Annotated in this window: 17 protein-coding genes; 4 read left to right on the top strand and 13 right to left on the bottom strand. The window is 40.8% G+C overall.

Annotated features, from left to right (window positions below; translation table 11 throughout):
* Positions 1–196: 196 nt before the first annotated feature.
* The 6 genes from CPRO_RS01645 to CPRO_RS01620 form a co-directional block, all read right to left on the bottom strand.
* Positions 197–484, bottom strand: a complete 288-nt coding sequence (locus tag CPRO_RS01645; protein WP_066047106.1) for a hypothetical protein — start codon at positions 482–484, stop codon at positions 197–199.
* A gap of 42 nt (positions 485–526) precedes the next feature.
* Positions 527–2,923 carry a Lon protease family protein gene (locus tag CPRO_RS01640; RefSeq protein ID WP_066047103.1) on the bottom strand — a complete coding sequence of 799 codons (2,397 nt, stop codon included), beginning with the start codon at positions 2,921–2,923 and terminating at the stop codon, positions 527–529.
* Between the two features lie 74 nt (positions 2,924–2,997).
* Positions 2,998–3,477, bottom strand: coding sequence for a ribosomal protein S18-alanine N-acetyltransferase (gene rimI / locus CPRO_RS01635; protein WP_066047101.1), 480 nt, complete (start codon positions 3,475–3,477; stop codon positions 2,998–3,000).
* On the bottom strand, positions 3,470–4,186 hold the full coding sequence (tsaB, locus tag CPRO_RS01630; protein WP_066047098.1) for a tRNA (adenosine(37)-N6)-threonylcarbamoyltransferase complex dimerization subunit type 1 TsaB: 717 nt from the start codon (positions 4,184–4,186) through the stop codon (positions 3,470–3,472). Before tsaB ends, rimI begins: the two co-directional genes overlap by 8 nt.
* Entirely contained in the window at positions 4,183–4,620 is a 438-nt protein-coding gene (gene tsaE / locus CPRO_RS01625; RefSeq protein WP_066047095.1) for a tRNA (adenosine(37)-N6)-threonylcarbamoyltransferase complex ATPase subunit type 1 TsaE, read from the bottom strand. Before tsaE ends, tsaB begins: the two co-directional genes overlap by 4 nt.
* 16 nt (positions 4,621–4,636) lie before the next feature.
* The gene (locus tag CPRO_RS01620; protein WP_066047091.1) at positions 4,637–6,670 is read right to left on the bottom strand and encodes a hypothetical protein; all 2,034 of its coding nucleotides are present in this window, start codon (positions 6,668–6,670) and stop codon (positions 4,637–4,639) included.
* A gap of 748 nt (positions 6,671–7,418) precedes the next feature.
* Between CPRO_RS01620 and CPRO_RS01610 the strand changes: the two genes are divergently transcribed.
* The 4 genes from CPRO_RS01610 to CPRO_RS14775 all read left to right on the top strand — a co-directional run bounded on the left by CPRO_RS01610 (position 7,419) and on the right by CPRO_RS14775 (position 10,005).
* The gene (locus CPRO_RS01610) at positions 7,419–8,438 is read left to right on the top strand and encodes a M23 family metallopeptidase (protein WP_066047083.1); all 1,020 of its coding nucleotides are present in this window, start codon (positions 7,419–7,421) and stop codon (positions 8,436–8,438) included.
* Positions 8,439–8,829: 391 nt separating this feature from the next.
* Positions 8,830–9,465 carry a TetR/AcrR family transcriptional regulator gene (locus tag CPRO_RS01605; protein WP_066047080.1) on the top strand — a complete coding sequence of 212 codons (636 nt, stop codon included), beginning with the start codon at positions 8,830–8,832 and terminating at the stop codon, positions 9,463–9,465.
* Entirely contained in the window at positions 9,462–9,830 is a 369-nt protein-coding gene (locus CPRO_RS01600; protein ID WP_066047076.1) for a hypothetical protein, read from the top strand. The genes CPRO_RS01605 and CPRO_RS01600 overlap by 4 nt, the downstream gene beginning before the upstream one ends.
* Positions 9,831–9,852: 22 nt before the next feature.
* Positions 9,853–10,005, top strand: a complete 153-nt coding sequence (locus tag CPRO_RS14775; RefSeq protein ID WP_236782369.1) for a hypothetical protein — start codon at positions 9,853–9,855, stop codon at positions 10,003–10,005.
* Between the two features lie 213 nt (positions 10,006–10,218).
* Here the strand turns inward: CPRO_RS14775 and CPRO_RS01595 are convergent, their stop codons facing one another.
* From CPRO_RS01595 to CPRO_RS01570, 7 genes are all read right to left on the bottom strand, one after another.
* Positions 10,219–11,163, bottom strand: coding sequence for a DMT family transporter (locus CPRO_RS01595; RefSeq protein WP_066047074.1), 945 nt, complete (start codon positions 11,161–11,163; stop codon positions 10,219–10,221).
* Positions 11,164–11,177: 14 nt separating this feature from the next.
* Positions 11,178–14,849 carry a helicase-exonuclease AddAB subunit AddA gene (gene addA, locus CPRO_RS01590; protein ID WP_066047071.1) on the bottom strand — a complete coding sequence of 1,224 codons (3,672 nt, stop codon included), beginning with the start codon at positions 14,847–14,849 and terminating at the stop codon, positions 11,178–11,180.
* 19 nt (positions 14,850–14,868) lie between these two features.
* Positions 14,869–15,450: a hypothetical protein gene (locus CPRO_RS01585; RefSeq protein ID WP_066047069.1), complete on the bottom strand. Its 582-nt coding sequence runs from the start codon at positions 15,448–15,450 to the stop codon at positions 14,869–14,871.
* A 324-nt stretch (positions 15,451–15,774) separates the two neighbouring features.
* Positions 15,775–15,999, bottom strand: a complete 225-nt coding sequence (locus CPRO_RS14770) for a hypothetical protein (RefSeq protein ID WP_072743333.1) — start codon at positions 15,997–15,999, stop codon at positions 15,775–15,777.
* A gap of 135 nt (positions 16,000–16,134) precedes the next feature.
* Positions 16,135–16,407, bottom strand: a complete 273-nt coding sequence (locus CPRO_RS01580) for a hypothetical protein (protein WP_066047066.1) — start codon at positions 16,405–16,407, stop codon at positions 16,135–16,137.
* 99 nt (positions 16,408–16,506) lie between these two features.
* Positions 16,507–16,971, bottom strand: coding sequence for a transcriptional regulator NrdR (nrdR, locus tag CPRO_RS01575; protein ID WP_066053584.1), 465 nt, complete (start codon positions 16,969–16,971; stop codon positions 16,507–16,509).
* A 73-nt stretch (positions 16,972–17,044) separates the two neighbouring features.
* Positions 17,045–17,311, bottom strand: a complete 267-nt coding sequence (locus CPRO_RS01570; RefSeq protein ID WP_066047063.1) for a YlmC/YmxH family sporulation protein — start codon at positions 17,309–17,311, stop codon at positions 17,045–17,047.
* Positions 17,312–17,398: the final 87 nt, after the last annotated feature.

Raw genomic sequence — 17,398 nt, 5'->3', positions numbered from 1 at the left:
GCATTACAAGGTTTTCCCTGTAGTCTAATGCAATACGGGCTTTTGGGTTTAAAAGACTGACCTCTAATAGGTCGAAATGGTAGGTGGCATAAAGAACTTTCCAGAGCCGTTCATTCCGGCTTCATATTCTGACCTTTGGCAGTATTATATTTCAATAACAAAACTCCATTCCCATAAAGAAAACCCCACAAAAGTATTACATCGGCACTCCCGTGGCTGCAAGAATCAATCCTACAACAAACAACGGATATTCCCACCACCAGACACTGCTTTTCGTTGCATGATTCACTTGGGGATGTTTATATAATCCCATGAGATAGCAAATTACAATGGCAATGGAAAGGCCCACTACCATGGGGGGAGAAAAATTTTCTATTTTAAATAAAATATAACATGCAAATACTGCCAAAAGAAATCCATTCGCCCAAAGATCGCCTTTAAATACATTTTGGGTGGCAAAAGATTCTTTATTTGAAAAATCCACCTGATAAACTCCTATATCTTAAATGGATGCTAAAAACAGTTATTATACTTTTTTACGTGCCAAAATATCAAATTTTTTTAATTTCTTCATTACCAAACCATGAATGCTGTTTTCAGGGTAATTTCCCTCAGCGTCCTTCTCTCCTGCCGGCATTCCCATCAAAAGGGCAATGCCTTCTCCAATCTGGCTGATGGGATAAATGTGGAATTCACCGTTTTTCACAGATTCCACAACCTCATCCTTCAACACCAAATCCTTAATGTTGGATGCAGGAATTATAACCCCTTGGGTTCCTGTTAAGCCACGCTTTTTACAAAGGTCATAAAAGCCCTCAATTTTGTGGGTAACACCGCCAATGGCCTGAATTTCCCCTTTCTGATTTACGGACCCTGTAACCGCCAAATCCTGGCGAATGGGTACCTCGGAAAGAGAAGAGAGGATGCAGTAAAGCTCTGTACTGGAAGCACTGTCCCCATCAATCCCATTATAGTTTTGCTCAAAGCAAATTCTACAAGAAAGAGATAATGGAAATTCCTGTGCATAAGTCTGCCCTAAAAATCCGTTAATAATTTGAACCCCTTTGTCATGAGTCTGACCACTCAATCGCGCTTCTTTTTCAATATTAATAAGCCCGGATTTTCCCACATAAGTGGTTGCTGTAATACGGCTCGGGTTGCCAAAAGCATAACTTCCCATATCCAATACAGCTAAACCGTTAATCTGCCCAATAACACGCCCCTCAGTATCAATCATGATAACATGTTCATCCAGCATTTCACCAAGCTTTTCTTCATAAAGCTTCATTCTTTGCTCTTTCTCATAGATCGTCTTCTTAATATGAGCCGCAGTAACCACCTGGGCATTCTCCATTTTTGCCCAAGTTACCGCCTCACAAAGAATTTCCGCAAGCTGATTAAAGCGTGTAGACAACTTATTTTGTCTCTCAACCAGCCTTGATGAATATTCCAAAATGGCACAAACTGCGCTTGCATCAAACTCCATGGTCTTTTCCTGCTCCACAAATCGTTTAATGAATCCTGCTAATTTCCACATATTTTCACGATTCCTAGGCATCTCATAATCAAAATCAGCCTTAATCTTGAAAAACTTATCAAACTCCTCGTCATATTCGCTTAACAGCTCATAGTAGTAGTTGCTGCCAATCATAATTACCTTAATATCCGCAGGAATGGGTTCCGGTTTTAATGTAGGTGCCACCGTAGTCCCCAATTGGTCTCTGCTGCTGTCCATGTTAATTTCCTTGGTTTTTATCACCCGACGCAGTGCCTCCCAAGCTTGGGGCATAGAAAGAATATCCTGTGCCTGCACAATGAAATATCCCCCGTTGGCTTTATGGAGCAAGCCTCCTTTGATTTTCATAAAATCCGTGGTTAAATTGCCGAACTCACTGTCATACTCCACTTCTCCCATTAAGTTGGAATAGGTGGGGTTAAAGGATACCACCACAGGAGCACCTTCGCTCTTGGAATGATCTACAATTAAGTTCACCTTGTATTTCAGTGTAACATCTTCAGCGGGTTTTTTCCCAAGCATGGGCAATAAAGAGGAAATTCCTTCATCACTGTCTTCTTCATCCTCATAAAACTGTCCCAGGTTTTCTAAAACATCTTCGCGTACCTCGTTGATATACTCGATTACCCGTTTACAATCCTGATATTTCTCCTGAATCCCACTGATATGGTGTCCAATGGCAAACATACCCACTTGATATTCAAGCTGTTCCAATTCTTTTTTAGAGGCCTTATCCAGCTCTCTTATGTCACGCATGATCGCTCCGGCTTTTTCCTGAACAACCTGCGAATTTTTTTCAATTTCATTTTTAATATCTTCGTCTAAAGCATCATATTCCTCTTCACCAATGGCATTCCCGTTTACAACAGGCATAAAATAAATGCCGGAGTTGGTGGTTTTTATCTGGAAGTCAAATTCAGCAGCCATTTTGCTCATATCTTCCATCAAACTGCTTCTTTTTTCATCAAAAGTACGCATCAAATTGCTTTTTTGCTTCTCATATTCCTCTGCGCGAAATACCTTCTGTATTTCTGTTTTCAGAAGCTGAACAAGTTCGCTCATGTCTTCTTTAAATTGCTTCCCCATGCCCTTTTCAAACCGAAGAGCCAAAGGATTTCTTGGATTTTGAAAATTATAAACATAACACCAATCTCTGGGGACAGGCTCAGTTGCCGCCAACTTTTCCGTACTGGCTTTGGCATAGGTGGTTTTCCCTGTACCTGAAGGCCCCGACATATAAATGTTATATCCCTTCATTTTCACCATCAAACCAAAGTCAAACGCCCTTACTGCACGCTCCTGCCCGATAATTCCTTCCAATGGAGAAATTTCGCCTGTTGTGCGAAAGGAAAAATCTTCTGGAAAACAGCCATTTTTCAGCTGTGTATACTCTAATTCTTGCGCCATCTTTACTCTCCTCCTTCCAAAAATGCAGACATATTTCAGCCCAATATTCGAAACATTCTTCTGTCCGCATTTTCTTATCCTTTCTTGCAATGTTCCTCATAGCCCTCAAAAACAGGATAATATTTCCACATAATTACGGCATCCTCATGGGTATCTGAGTAATAATTTTTCCGAATCCCTTCCGGCCGAAAACCATATTTATGATACAATCTCTGTGCCGGCTCGTTATTGATACGAACCTCCAAAGTAATTCCAATCATTTCTCTTTCTTTCGCCACCAGTTCCATGTTTTGCATGAGAAGCTCACCAATGCCTTGCCTGCGATATTCGTGCAAAACCGCCACATTGGTAATATGCCCTTCTGTAACTACGTGCCACATGCCTGCGTAACCAACAATCTTATCTCCATCCATGGCAACGAAATAAATCGCCATTTTGTTTTCCTTGATTTCTCGCTCGAAATCCTTTCTGCTCCAAGGTACCGAAAAAGAAGCTTCCTCTACCGCCAGAACTCCGTCAATATGCTCCTCCTGCATTGGTACAACTTTAATCATTCTGTTTCCCCTCTCCTTGCAGGCGTTCTTCCCGCTCTCGTTCTGCCTGAGACTTTCTTAAATAAATTAAATCAAAAGTACTGCCTTCCACCGCCCCACCTTCTTTTACAAGTTCCATGGCCAATGATGCCACAGAGGCTGCCCTTTGCAAAGAGCAGTGAGCAGGAGCAAAAATAAAATCAGGGAAAAGAGATAAATTTTTTTGATGAACCGGCACTCCGTCTCCTAAAAATATAACCTTTTGTTCATAGTCCCTTGCCATTTGTATTACTTCATCAATGCTGATTGCCATCATTTCCGTCAAACGGCTTAATTTTCCGTTGATCCAACGGTAAAAAGCTGTATAAACCTGACTACGTCTAGCATCCATAATCGGACAAATTATTTTATCTGTTTCAAACACATTATATGCCAGAGCATCCAATGTGGGAACGGGAACGAGCTCCTTCCCAAGGGCTAAGGCCAACCCTTTTGCTGTAGCAGCACCAATGCGCAGACCGGTAAAAGATCCCGGCCCGCTGGCACAGGCAATATAGTCGGCTTCATCTGCCTTTGTTTCCGTTTTTTCACAAATTTCAGCAATCATCGGCATAATTGTCTGACTATGTGTTAATTTATAATTTAAGGTAAACTCCGCAATCAGCTTGTCCTCCTCCACAATAGCAGCACTGGCTGTTTGCCCTGTTGTATCAATGGCTAAAATCTTCATGCTTCTTCCCCCTGACAAACGGTAATTCGTCGATAATCGTCACCTTTTTCAAAATCCTTCTCTATGGTGATATGAATGGCATCTTTGGGTATTAAGTTAGGAATCAGCGTAGCCCATTCCACCAAAGAAACCCCATGACCATAAAAATAATCCTCATAACCGATATCATCCATTTCCTCCTCAGAGGAAATACGGTACACGTCAAAATGGTATAGGGGAATTCTACCCAAGTATTCATTAATAATTGTAAAAGTCGGGCTTGTAACATGCTCTGTTATCCCAAGTCCTCTGGCAAATCCCTTTGTAAAGACAGTTTTCCCTACACCCAAATCCCCATCCAAAGAATATACCTGGGCAGGCTTAGCAGCCTGCCCCATTTTCTCACCAATCGCCTCAGTTTCTTCGGAAGAAAAGGTCTCCCATTGTTTCTTCATAAATCCTACCTCATTCTCAGTAAATATAAATTGCTGTCACACCTGAATCTACCATACGAGAAGTTTTCCCATTATAATAGTACAAATCACCTATCCCTGTTGTAATATCATAGTTTTTCAAGTAAGCAAATTTACCGTTTTCTTTATATTGGAACACAAAAACATCTCGATCAATTTCTGTTTTTCCCTTTCCGTCAAACTTCATCAAGGCACTGTTGCCTGTTTTGGTATCGGTATTTGCCATATAGTATACCTCTCCCTTGTCTTCAGGGAAATATACTCCAACAGCATTTTTCTCTATGTCTTGTGGAGTTCCATCTTTATACATGCCTAAACTGCCCATGCCACCGTTATAATTATAATAATACACCAATGTGTTACTGTCACCCAAAAAGGTCATTTGTTCAACTGATTTTTGAACCTGAACAGGCGCACTCTTGCCATCAAGGGCTTCCACCATCAACACATTACCACCTGTGTTTTCATCCTGCACAAAATAAGCGGCAGTTTTCCCATCAGGAGAAACCTGAATTGTATTAGGCACTGCTTTTTTGTCTTGCAAAAGATAATTCTTGCCTGTTTTATCTGCAATAAATACTTCTCTTTGTCCATACATCAATGCTGCATAATAGGTGTACATTGCTTCATCAAAGGAGGTGACCTTTGAAAGCTTCACAGGCTCCGGTGCTTGCATATAGAAACCACCCACATAACTGCCCTTACCCTGAAGGGATACAGCAGAAATCACAGTTTCACCCAATTTGATTTTATTACCCCCGGCATTTAGCAAATAGCAATCCTGAAAAATAGGATCCATACCTTCTTTGCCATTCATCTTTTCTCTAATCTCTTTAATTTGAGCCTGACGCTTTTCATCATAGGATGAAAGATCTGTAATGTCATCTTCAATCAACTGACTAAAGGAAGCATCTTCCGTTCTCATCGCGCAGTACAAAACATCCTGATTGTTAGGCATCAACTCTGCGTAAGTAACCTGCTCTGCAATCAGCTGGGGCTGTTTTCCCGGAGAAAACTGAAAAAGCTGATATGAATCTTCTTTCTGTCCTAAATAATAAGCAATATTTGTTTTCTTTGATATAAAACTCAAAACAGAGGAATCAGCCAATTTTACAGATTCCTTCTCTCCAATGATGCGAGAGAAAAGAGCTATCTTCTCGCCAATATTCTTTTTGTACAATAGATAGGAACCGTCATCGCTTAATTCATATGCACCGTTTTGAAGTAAGATATCATCGTCTATCTTTTGGCTCTGTCCATTGGCAAAAACATACAAATCCATTTTATCGCCGTTTTTTACAAGATATGCACATTCATTGCCATCAGCGCTTCTAATAAAATGATACACCTTTTCCCCAATCAGAATGGGCTTGGCATTTTTATTTTCGATGTCTTTATAATATAAATCCCCGATACTATCCGCATTCACCCCTGCCATATAGTAAATGTCACCATTATCCTCAGAAACATTTGCACCCCAAGCTGAGTAATAATAATTGCTGACACCACCTTTGGTTACACTATCATTCACCATATAAGGATCATTTTTTAGATCATAAACATATAAACCATTATCCTTTAAGTACGCAATTGCTAAATCTGCAGTTTTCCAAAGGCCACCTCCTGTTGCAAACCAACAGTAACCAATTACCCCTACAAAGGCAAGAACGCCTAAAATGACCTTCCACCAAACACCATTGTCTTTTTTTCTGAAATTTGCTTGATTTTCCACATCCAACGCCGTGTTATCCACATTATCCACAGTTTCTTCCACAGTGTCATCTTTGTCTGCTCCCTTTTCCACAAAGTTCTGCACAACTTCTCTATCCGTATCCACAGAGTTATTCACAGAATCCTCTGGTGTTTCCACAGAATTGCTCACATTTTCCGCAAATTCCTCTGAAAATCCTCCATCTGTCCCCATGTTCTCTACAGTCTTGCCCTGTTCATCCACATTGTTTTCCACTTGATTCACATCTTTATCCACAGCAATACTTTCGTACTCCTGCTCTTCCTTTCTCTGATCATCCAATGTAATAGCCTCCTTGAAATTTTTGTTAAAAATATCGATCCTTTATGATTCTGCACGCCCTAAAGCCTATTTTTCCCCGCTTGCAAATATCTTTATTTGCAACAGTAAAATTCCCCTGGCTCTGATTCTTAATTTTCTCGATTTTATTTTTCTTCTTTTGTGTTTTTTGAATTTTATTATTTCGAAATAGTCGTCGCCAAAGGAATACCATAACACCTTTGCCTGCTTTTAGACAAAAAAGTCCCAATTCTGTGTTACGTATTACTTTTTTTAGCTCCAAATTCATAAAACCATTCCCTTCCACCGCACTAAGGATGATATCCTCGTTTCAGTTTAAAGCGCTGATGAATCGTATGCAGACATACATTTTCTATTGATAAGAAAAAATACAGCAATAGCAGTGCTATTGCCAAATCTTTTGACACCGTCCAACGAAAAATATGATTGGATGTGCACACGGAATAAAACAGCATTTCCTTTATTTCATGAAAACGGATAAGCCTATCAAAACCGAATTAAATATTCTTCTGTAAACACCTGATTTCATCAGGATTATTACAAAAATATTCACTGTGAAATTGCCCCGTCGACCTTTCACATCATACCATATTTTGTTACATAGTGAAAGGAAATCCACAATTATTAACTAATTATTAACAACTTTGAACTTTTAATGAAATTTTTATTTACAATTACAGAAATTTACACTATAATACTATCATATCTTTTGAATAGAAAGGAACATTTGATGGAATCCCGTGAGAATTTACCTTTAAATAATCAATCAGAGCATCACTTTTTATCTCTTCATATTGCCCATAAAGGGAAAGAAAAATCACTTCATGTTAAAAAAACACACGCTTTGGCGTTCTGTGTTGTGGCATGCCTGTTTGTTGGCGGCTCGGCAGTTACCTTAGGCTCCTATTTCAATACGAAAAATGAGCTCATGACCTATGAGCAGCAATTGTTGCAGGTAGAGCGAACAAACCGTAAGCTCACCCAAAACTCAAGGGCATTGGAGAACGAAAATACAGAATATACCCAAAATATTGAAAAATTGCAGAATAAAGCCGTAGAGCTTGAGCAAAAAATCAATGAATTGGAAAATGTGAAAAATAACTTGAATGACCAGTTGAATAGCATCAACACAAACGACAGCGCTTCAACACAACTTCGCAACGCCGTTGCCAGCTGCCTTGTTCAGGAAAAACCCCAAGTTGTAGGAACACAAGACTTTACACCTATTGTAACCACTTCCTTCAATAAAGTTACAGCCTTGGCTGTCCAATTGGATCGTATCAACTCTCGCTTGAATGAGACAGAAACATCCTTTACGAAAGTGGCGACAAATGTTACAGAGACCCTATCCGCTTATAGTGATATTCCTTGCGGTATGCCGGTAGCAAAGGGAATTATTTCCACCGGATTTAATCCTGAGGGATTATCTACCATCAGCGATGGCAGAGTGCATTACGGTCTTGACTTATCCACCCGCAGTAAAATTTTACCTATCGTGGCTACAGCCGCAGGAACAGTTATTGAGGCTGAATACCATAGCGAATATGGAAATTATGTATTAATTGATCATGGAAACGGCTTTGTAACACGCTATGCCCATAACACAGAAAACTTGGTTTCTGCTGGAGATGTAGTCAAAAAAGGTGACACCATTGCAACAACTGGTGCCACAGGTCAATCCACTGGAATTCACTGTCACTATGAAGTAATCTTAAACGGAATTTTTCAAGATCCCATGGATTTTCAGTAATTAAAAAGGATGGCTAAAGGTAGTCCGTCATAAAACAGTATAAGAAAACTATATTGTTTATGGGCTTCTGCCAAGTAAAATGTCTAAAACAAGCGTATCGTTCACAATGAGCGATACGCTTGTTTTTTGTTTCCTGTTCTAATAAGTAGAGCATGTTAAACGTATCTACCAATTGAAAGGCAAATATTATACCAATAAAAGAACAAATTTCTGAGACTTCATGTCATAGTTACCCACGAAGAATTAGCTAACTTCGCCGGATTTGGGGAGACTCGGAATGCTTAAAAATAACAACGTAAAATATAATTTGCTTCCCTTCTTGACAAGTGATCAGTTGTTCACTATAGTAATGGTGAACAATTGATCATTTCATTTATTGATGGAGGTTCTTATGCCAAAAAACGAAACACGTGATACAAAGGAAGTTATTGTGACAGTTGCACTAAAACTGTTTTCTGAAAAAGGTTATGATGGGGTTGGTATCCGTGACATATCAAAAGAAATCGGCATACGCGAGAGCGCTCTTTACAGGCATTATAGCGGAAAGAAAGACATTTTTGACTCTCTTCTTAAAGACATTGATCGTCGTTATCAAGAGGAAGTTTCTACCTTTATCCCCCCTGAAAGCGTGGCCAATATTCTCTCGGAAGAAAGCGATGTCAGGGAAGAATTATTCGGTATCAGCATTACGATGTTCCAATTCTATCTCAAGACAGAGTATGGTTCACAACTGCGCAGAATGTTGACAATGGAACAGTATAGAAACTCCGAGGCAAGCAAGTTTTTTAGGGAATTGATAATAGACAAAGGCTTAGATTATATATCAGGCGTGTTTACTGATTTAATAAACACTGGGATTTATGTTGAAGCTGACCCGATGGTAATGGCCTTGCAGTTTTATTCCCCTTTGTATTTGTTGTTATCCAAATACGACAATCAGCCCGAAAAATATGAAGAAGCATTATCTTTTTTAGAAAAACATATTACAACATTCAATAAAACCTATTTAAGGAGTGATAAACAATGAAAGGGATTGTGGTATTGGTAGCAGAGTGGTTGATTACCTGCCTGATTGCTTATGCAGGACTATCTGGCAAACAAATATCATTCATCAATGGGCCGAGATCGGCTGTTATTACTTTGGGTACAATCGGATTTGCAATGTGCATGATAATGCCAACAATCGGCAAATTCATCAGCAATGCATCTGCGCACCCACTCACCATCATGGGCTACATCTTTGGGACAATCGCATTACTTACAACAGCAACACAAATATTTAAATGGAAAATTCCTATCCTTTGTGACCCCAAAATTGCACTTCTTGTAGTTGCTGGCTGCATTGTCATAAAGTCGATTATTGGTAGGTTTGCGCCATTGATAGTTAAATAAATAGCTGAAAAGAGGGCTTTTTATGAATATTGAAGTACGTTATTATTCAAAATCAGGTAATACAAAGAAAATTGCAGATGCCATCGCTAAACAAGCAGGGATATCCGCGAAGCCAATCCACAAGCCTATGCAACCTACATTTATTCTACCAAGGAGGATTCATGCTTACATCTAAAGAACAAACCTTTCCTACCACCGGCATAGCCGGTGGTTTTGTCAAGCTAAAGCGAACAAGAAATGGCGTAGCTTTTACGCTACGCCATACTTCGTCCAAATACTGTTTTACTAAGGACTGCCTAATCCATCCTTTTTTTGTTATGGAGGATAGCCCTCTTGCGGTACAATCCTCTTATATTCCCTCCACACCACACCTTATCAAAGTGTATCCTTATGATAAGATTGAATGTTCATCCTCTTTTTCTTTCTCTTCATCCTGCCGATTTATTTCCTCAAGCTCTATGGAATTCCCCTTTTTTCCAGTGTTCATCAATACCACAGCACCAACCACCAGTAAAATGCCCCCCATTTTAGCCACCGTTATACCTTCTTTAAATACCAAAATTCCCAGAACTGCCGCCACCACCGGTTCTATGGTTGCCGTTACCGATGCCTTGCTTGCAGGTAGACAACTCAACCCTTTTGTGTAACATAAATAAGGTATCACTGTAGTCATCACTGCAAACAGAATGGAAAGGGGCCATTGCCCTGCCGCCGTAATTTCCTGCACAACATGAATGGGATTTACACAAAAACCCATAAATACAGAGGCCATTAGAAACGTATAAAAGGAAATCGTCAAGGATTGATAGCCCCTGCGTAATGCAAAGGTGCCAAAAATGCTATATAGCGCATACCCAATTCCAGAGCCAAGGCCTGCTAGAAGTCCCAACGGGGACAGCATCAGCTTCCCGTTGAAAAGCCCTGTAATCATCCCACAGCCACATAGTGTCATGAGCAAAACCAATGCTTTTCTTCTTGTCATCTTTTCATGAAACAAAACAATGGACAACAGCATCACTAAGGTGGGGGCTGTATATAACATCACTGCCGCAATACCAACACTGGTCAGATTAATGGCTTTCATATAACACCAGCTGAAAAAAGTAAAACTGACAATTCCGGTGCCAACAAAGTACAGGATGTCCCCTTTCTTTTTCAGTCGAAAACTCTTTTTATCCCGAATCAGAAGAACTATGGTTAAAAATATTACACTAACCACACCTTTGATAAATAAAATTTCTAACTCCATTAAGCCAAAACGAGTAATCGCCTTTGTAAAAAGCCCAATTAAACCCCAGCAAATACCAGCAATCAAAACCCATACATAAGCCATAATGAAACCCCTTCTTATATCAAAATTCCCCGTCCCATGGCAAAGGAATAAATATAAACCTCAGTCACACGTTTTCCCAAAGCCTGCTCCAATGCCCGTCGATACAGCTGCAATTGAATTTCATAGCGCTTGCGCAAGGCTTCCTCATCAAAAATTCTGTCACTTTTGTAGTCCAGAAGAATAAGATTATCCCCCTCCATAAAGTAACAGTCAATAATACCGTTTAACAGCACCATGTCCTCGACATCCGCATATTCTGTTCCCCAAAAAAGCTCTTTCGCCGCCATAAGCATGGCAAAGGGCCGCTCCTTCGCTACCCCATCACAATTTCTGATGCGCTCCGCCAAAGATGAGGTAAAGAAAACCAGCAACTCGTTCTTTCTTAATGCCCCAAACTCTTTTTCGGAAAGCCTGCCCTTTTTCAGCATTTCTTCCAACAAGCTTTCCAATCTTTCTGCATCATATTCTTGATGAAAATCAGCATATTCCATCACTGCATGCATTGCAGTACCTATCTCCGTGGCTGTCAGAGCACCCTCCCTCTCTAACACTTGAGGAAGCTTTATCTCTACAGTAGAGAAAACAGGCTCTCCCGTAATCTCCTCCAGGTTCCTTCTCTTTACCTCAGAAATAGAAAGCTTGGACGGAAGCGACGTTGCCTTAAGATAAGGATATTGCCACTGAAGCAAAGAAAATAATTCATCTCGACTGCCACTAAAATCCGTCTCTGTATCCCAGAGGGCAAAATAGTTCTCCTGTTCTTCTGACTGCGCTTTTTTCTCCTCCATTTGCAAAAGAATATCCCCTCTGGTTTTACGTTGAAAAGACCATACAGAAGGCTCCTCCAGAAATACCTTCACTCCATGGGAAACACCAAATTGTTCACGCAGCCATTTTGCATCAGGATGACGCAACAAGGCAGGCATCATCCAATCCAAATAGCTTTTGCTTCGTCTTAATCGAAATACAGAAAGGCGGTCTTTCTTACCTTCTGCCCCATCAGCCCACTTTTTCACAGCTTTTTCTAAATCCTTCACCGTCCCTGTCAAGATGAGCTTCTCCTTGGCTCTGGTTAGGGCAACATAAAGCACCCGAAGTTCCTCCGCTAGGTTCTCTAATCGAATGACCTCTGCCAATGCTGTTTTAGAAAGGGTACGGTAAACTGCTCTGCGCTGCAAATCCTTATAATCCATGCCAAACCCCCACTCCTGATGGGTAAGCACCGCCGCCCTAACATCCATTTCATTGAATTGCTTGCCACAATCCGCCACAAAAACAACAGGGAATTCTAAGCCCTTGCTCTTATGAATGGTCATGACACGAATCAGGTTTTCCCCTTCACTTTGGAGCTTTGCCGATGCCGATTCCGCTTCCGCCGTTTTCATATCCTCCACATAACGGATAAAGAAAAATAGCCCCTTGTGACTTCCCTGCTCAAATTGCTCCGCTTTTTCCAACAGCAACCGAAGATTGGCCTGACGCAAACTGCCTCCCGCTGTCATTCCCACGTAATCATAGTAGCCACTTTCTTCATAAAGATAATGCAAAAGCTCATGGAGGGTCAACTCCTTCACCCGCCCACGCCATTTTGCTAAATCCCCAATGAAACCTTGGAGCTTTTCTTTTAATTCAGAATCGTCACCTTGATGCAAATACCCCTGTATGCAGTCAAAAAACAACCCATTTCCACCATTCAGGCGCATTTGCATCAATTCATCCCCAGAAAGACCATATAACGGGGAATGAAGCACAGAAATCAGGGGAATATCCTGTCTTGGATTATCCAAAAGGCGAAGGAGATTCAAAACTGTATCCACCTCGGGTACATCATAGTACCCTTCAGCTGTTTCTGCATAATAAGGAAGCCCTGCTTGTCCGAAAACATCGTCAAGGATGCTTCCCCAGTTTTTCATGCTTCTAAGCAATATGGAAATATCTCTGAACTCTAAAGGACGATAGGCTCCGCTTTCCTTATCCACAACACAAAATCCCTCTGCCATCATTGTTTTAATTTTATCGGCAATTGCCATGGCTTCCAATTGGCGTCGGTTTAACTCATCCAATTCCCCCATGCCTTCCTCTTCCAAAAGACTTTGGCTCTCCACCAAAATCACTTCGTTCTCTCCTCCATGAGAAATTTGTGTATCAGGAAAAACAGCTCCTGCATATAAAGCTGCTTCATCATTATATTCCACATCACCAAAATCCTTAGACATAAGCTGGCGAAACAAGAAATTAGCCCCATCCAAAATGTTTTTTCGGCTTCTAAAGTTTTTAGAGAGAATAATCTTTCTGCATTTGCCCCCTTCTTCTAAGGGATATGTATGATATTTTTCATTAAACAGCTGGGGCATAGCCAATCGAAACCGATAAATGCTTTGTTTCACATCCCCCACCATAAAACGGTTGTTTTTACCCCCACTTTCTCCAGAAACCGCCGCCAGTATCATTTCCTGAACCATATTGCTATCTTGATATTCATCTATCATAATTTCATCATAGCGTTTTTGTATTTCCAATGCCGCAGCTGTAGGAATGAGATGCCCCACTGTGCTACCTTTTTCCACTAAAATTTGCAGGCAAAAATGCTCATAATCATGAAAATCGATCACGAGCTTCTCTTTTTTTGAATCTAAAAAGCGCTGTAAGAATCCATCCACCAGCACCGCCAAACCCTTCGCCACAGGATATAAGGCACCCAGAAGCTCTACCTGCATTTCTTCGCTAAAGGAAAAATAGGTCTCACCCAGCTTACTGCGTATGTCCTTTGCTTCGTTACGCAAACTTTTGATATCCTCAGCCAGCTCCTTTTCTTCTCCTCGGTAACCGGGCAGCCTTTGAAATTCCGTTTGCAAGAAAGCCATACGCCACTTGCCGTATCCAAATGGCAAAGCTTCTTCTAATTGCTCTAACCCTTGTGCTTCTTTTTCCATGCATTCCAAATAAGCCTCAAAGCCTGATGTTGAAGCCGCAAGACCCATTGCCCGCTCCAATAGCTCTCTGGCAAAAGCCACACCGCCTTTGATGCTTTCCCGAATGATGGGCATCCACTTACAGGTATCCACCGTTTCCCCATCCTTAAGATGAAATTGTTCTGCCATTTCCAAAAGAAGCTTCACAGGGTCAGGGTACCCTTGGGCAAAATTATAAAGCTGTAATAGTAACTCCTTTAGCCTGCTATCCTTCGTCTCTTCGCCAAAGGTTTCTAACAGCTGAAAAAAAACTTCATCCTGTTTTTCATAAAGTTCCTCAAAATAATCCTCCAGCACTTCCTGCTGTAATAATTTGATTTCCCCAGGGTCTCCTGTTCTGACCGCGGGGTCAATGTCTAAAAGATGATAATACTCACGGATGGTTTGCAGACAGAAGGCATGGATAGTTTTAATATCCGCACGGGCAAGTAAAGTAAGCTGATTTTGCAAATGCAGATTTTTGGGCTCTTGCTCCAGCTTTTTTGCTATAGCCCCTCCAATCCTTTGGCTCATCTCCGATGCCGCTGCCTTTGTAAAGGTTACTACCAATAGTCGGTCAATATCCATCGGTGGTTGATCCACGGTAATCCGTCGGATAATACGTTCAACCAAAACTGCGGTTTTCCCGCTTCCCGCTGCCGCTGAAACCAATAAGTCACAACCCCTTGCTTCAATGGCCTGTAATTGCTCCTCCGTCCATCTGTTTTCCCCCATGGGTCTTCATCCTCCAAAATTATTCTCCCATGGCTCGCTCCATACGCACACGAAAGGGTACATATCCAACAAACGAGCCCATAAAACTACTATAGGAATTATACCAGAAGTTCCCGATAAAAGCGAACGAAAATGCAGAAAGAACCTTGTGTCCGAAAATATATCTTGCCGTTGTTTTTATGAACAGCTCTTGAAAGCCTGTCTGATAAAGAAAGGCACACCTTTGCAGAATGTCAACCATTTCCTTCTCATTCTCTGTCAAATCGTATACCTTAAACAATCCTTCCTTAATATTTTCCCACAGCATCTCCTTTTTCCGCCTTCTGACCATACGAATGGTATGATGTATGGCGGCAAGCTTATAAAAACGCATCATCGCCGTTTCATCCAATTTGGCAAGGTTCGCCCTGAAATAATTATGTTCCATAGGTGTCTCCAAAAAGACCTCATATCCATCAGCAGCGGTACTCTCTGCACATTGTACGTAAAAAGCACTATAAAATTGGTTTTCCAATTGATAGGCACGCTCTATAAAATATGATTTACACTCTTCAATTAATTTCTTACAACGCTCATCTTTTTTTAAATTTCGCTCCAGCACAGCCATAACCCCTTTCAAAAACACGATTTCATATTTCTATTGTAAAGGATTGATGGCCGGGATGCCTTCCTTTTCGTTCGCAAATAAAGAAAGGCTTCCCCAAAAATCGGGAAAGCCAAAGGATGCGGATATTCTCCGCATACTTGTGAAAAAGACTCACTACATTAAGCCTTTTTCGTGAATACAGCGGAATCAACAACTATTTGCGTTTCAAAAAGCAATTATATATTTCCTAAATACCAATTTTCATGCTAATGACTCCGCTGTATCATAAAATCTTGATTCAGTTTCAGTACTTCCTGTAGATCTTATTCGCAGACTAAATTAGCATCCGCAGTTGTTCCCAATCTGATTTCCACAGCCACAACTATTGCCGCCACAGCAGAAAAGAAGAATGAGGATCCATAACCAAGAGGACTCGCCGCCACAGCCGCCGCCACAGCTGCCGCCACAACTACTACCACCAAAACCGTTACCACAGCAGCACAACAAAATTAAGATCCACAAACAAGAACTATCGCCGCCAAAACCACAACCAAATCCACTCATACTATAATACCTCCTTAAGTAAATATGTTTTGCTTACATTTTTATCCTATGAGGTATTTTGTAAAATATTGCCTGTCTATATTTAATCTTTTTTCTTTTTTATTCTTTCATAATTCGGGAAATTTGAAACAAGCTTTAGCAAGGAAGTATTAAATCCTCCACCAAAACCTCCACGGTAAAGCCGCCCATCTCATCTGCAAGACTGATCAAAAGCAGCCTTTCATGGTCTATAAAATATAAAACATGGGTCATATCCTTCTTTTCTCCAAGGAAAATCAGCTCGTCTTTTTGAGCTTCCCCATGAAATGTAACTGCAAGACCTGCTTCTAAATATCTAACGCCAATCAGCTTCGCTGATTCTTCTCCCTGAGCAGTCCATGCAAACAAAGCCTTTATTCTTTGTGTCATAACAAACCTCCAAAAATTCAAATAGAAGAATTACAAAAAAGTACCCTCTGAGCATATACTCAAAGGGGGCTTAACTGCACAAATCATTGATGGGAAACTTTACTCTCCACGCTTTTCACTAAGCATTTTCTCAAGCTCATCGATAAATGTATTAATATCCTTAAATTGACGATAAACGGATGCAAAACGGACATAGGCCACTTCATCTAATTCCTTCAGGCGATCCATAACCATACCACCAATCACCTTGCTGTCCACTTCTCTCTCGCCACTGCCAATCAAAGTGTTTTCCACATCATCAACCAAATTCTCAATCTGTTTTGCCGTAACCGGGCGCTTGTTACAGGATTTCATGATGCCGCCCATTAGTTTTGTCTTATCAAATATCTCCCTTGTGCCATCCCGTTTTATCACAGTAATGGGGATCATATCAATTCTTTCGTAGGTAGTAAAGCGTTTCCCGCAATTTTCACAAAGACGGCGGCGACGAATGACGGCATTGTCATCCTGCGCTCTTGAATCAATCACCTTCGTATCTGCATAGCTGCAAAAAGGACATTTCAAAATGGTCCCCCCCTTTTCAAGATTCTTGCCACTTCCTTCAATTATACGCAAGAAATACCGTGGGGTCAAGGCTTCATTCATCAACAATCAGAACTTCACATGCATCCACCTCTACCAAAATGATATCATCCCCAATGCGCTTAATGCACCGCCAAGGTACGAAATATGCCCGCTCCTTACAGAAAAAATTCCATTTCCCCGCATCCTCAGGAATAATTAATGTACAGATTTTCCCGTTATATGCATCAAATTCTAAATCGCAGACAAATCCCAATCGTTTCCCATCACAAATATTAATGACCTCTTTTTCCCGCAGACACGAAAAACGTTCCCATTTCATGTATTTTTTCCCCCCATTTCACCTGTTTAATATCAGTTTATGCCCCGACTTCATGAAATTCACCAAAATTCATTTCTCAAAAAACCC

The organism is Anaerotignum propionicum DSM 1682 (assembly GCF_001561955.1).
In the GTDB taxonomy this organism is placed as follows: Bacteria; Bacillota; Clostridia; order Lachnospirales; family Anaerotignaceae; genus Chakrabartyella; species Chakrabartyella propionicum.
This window is presented reverse-complemented; position numbering and strand designations above follow the sequence as displayed.

What these genes read in the sequence shown, in the direction of transcription:
- CPRO_RS01640 (WP_066047103.1), bottom strand. Translation starts at nt 2,923, where the DNA reads ATGGCGCAAGAATTAGAGTATACACAGCTGAAAAATGGCTGTTTTCCA.
- CPRO_RS01605 (WP_066047080.1), top strand. Translation starts at nt 8,830, where the DNA reads ATGCCAAAAAACGAAACACGTGATACAAAGGAAGTTATTGTGACAGTT.
- CPRO_RS01600 (WP_066047076.1), top strand. Translation starts at nt 9,462, where the DNA reads ATGAAAGGGATTGTGGTATTGGTAGCAGAGTGGTTGATTACCTGCCTG.
- CPRO_RS01610 (WP_066047083.1), top strand. Translation starts at nt 7,419, where the DNA reads ATGGAATCCCGTGAGAATTTACCTTTAAATAATCAATCAGAGCATCAC.
- tsaE (WP_066047095.1), bottom strand. Translation starts at nt 4,620, where the DNA reads ATGAAGAAACAATGGGAGACCTTTTCTTCCGAAGAAACTGAGGCGATT.
- CPRO_RS01580 (WP_066047066.1), bottom strand. Translation starts at nt 16,407, where the DNA reads ATGACACAAAGAATAAAGGCTTTGTTTGCATGGACTGCTCAGGGAGAA.
- CPRO_RS14770 (WP_072743333.1), bottom strand. Translation starts at nt 15,999, where the DNA reads ATGAGTGGATTTGGTTGTGGTTTTGGCGGCGATAGTTCTTGTTTGTGG.
- addA (WP_066047071.1), bottom strand. Translation starts at nt 14,849, where the DNA reads ATGGGGGAAAACAGATGGACGGAGGAGCAATTACAGGCCATTGAAGCA.
- rimI (WP_066047101.1), bottom strand. Translation starts at nt 3,477, where the DNA reads ATGATTAAAGTTGTACCAATGCAGGAGGAGCATATTGACGGAGTTCTG.
- CPRO_RS01570 (WP_066047063.1), bottom strand. Translation starts at nt 17,311, where the DNA reads ATGAAATGGGAACGTTTTTCGTGTCTGCGGGAAAAAGAGGTCATTAAT.
- CPRO_RS14775 (WP_236782369.1), top strand. Translation starts at nt 9,853, where the DNA reads ATGAATATTGAAGTACGTTATTATTCAAAATCAGGTAATACAAAGAAA.
- tsaB (WP_066047098.1), bottom strand. Translation starts at nt 4,186, where the DNA reads ATGAAGATTTTAGCCATTGATACAACAGGGCAAACAGCCAGTGCTGCT.
- CPRO_RS01595 (WP_066047074.1), bottom strand. Translation starts at nt 11,163, where the DNA reads ATGGCTTATGTATGGGTTTTGATTGCTGGTATTTGCTGGGGTTTAATT.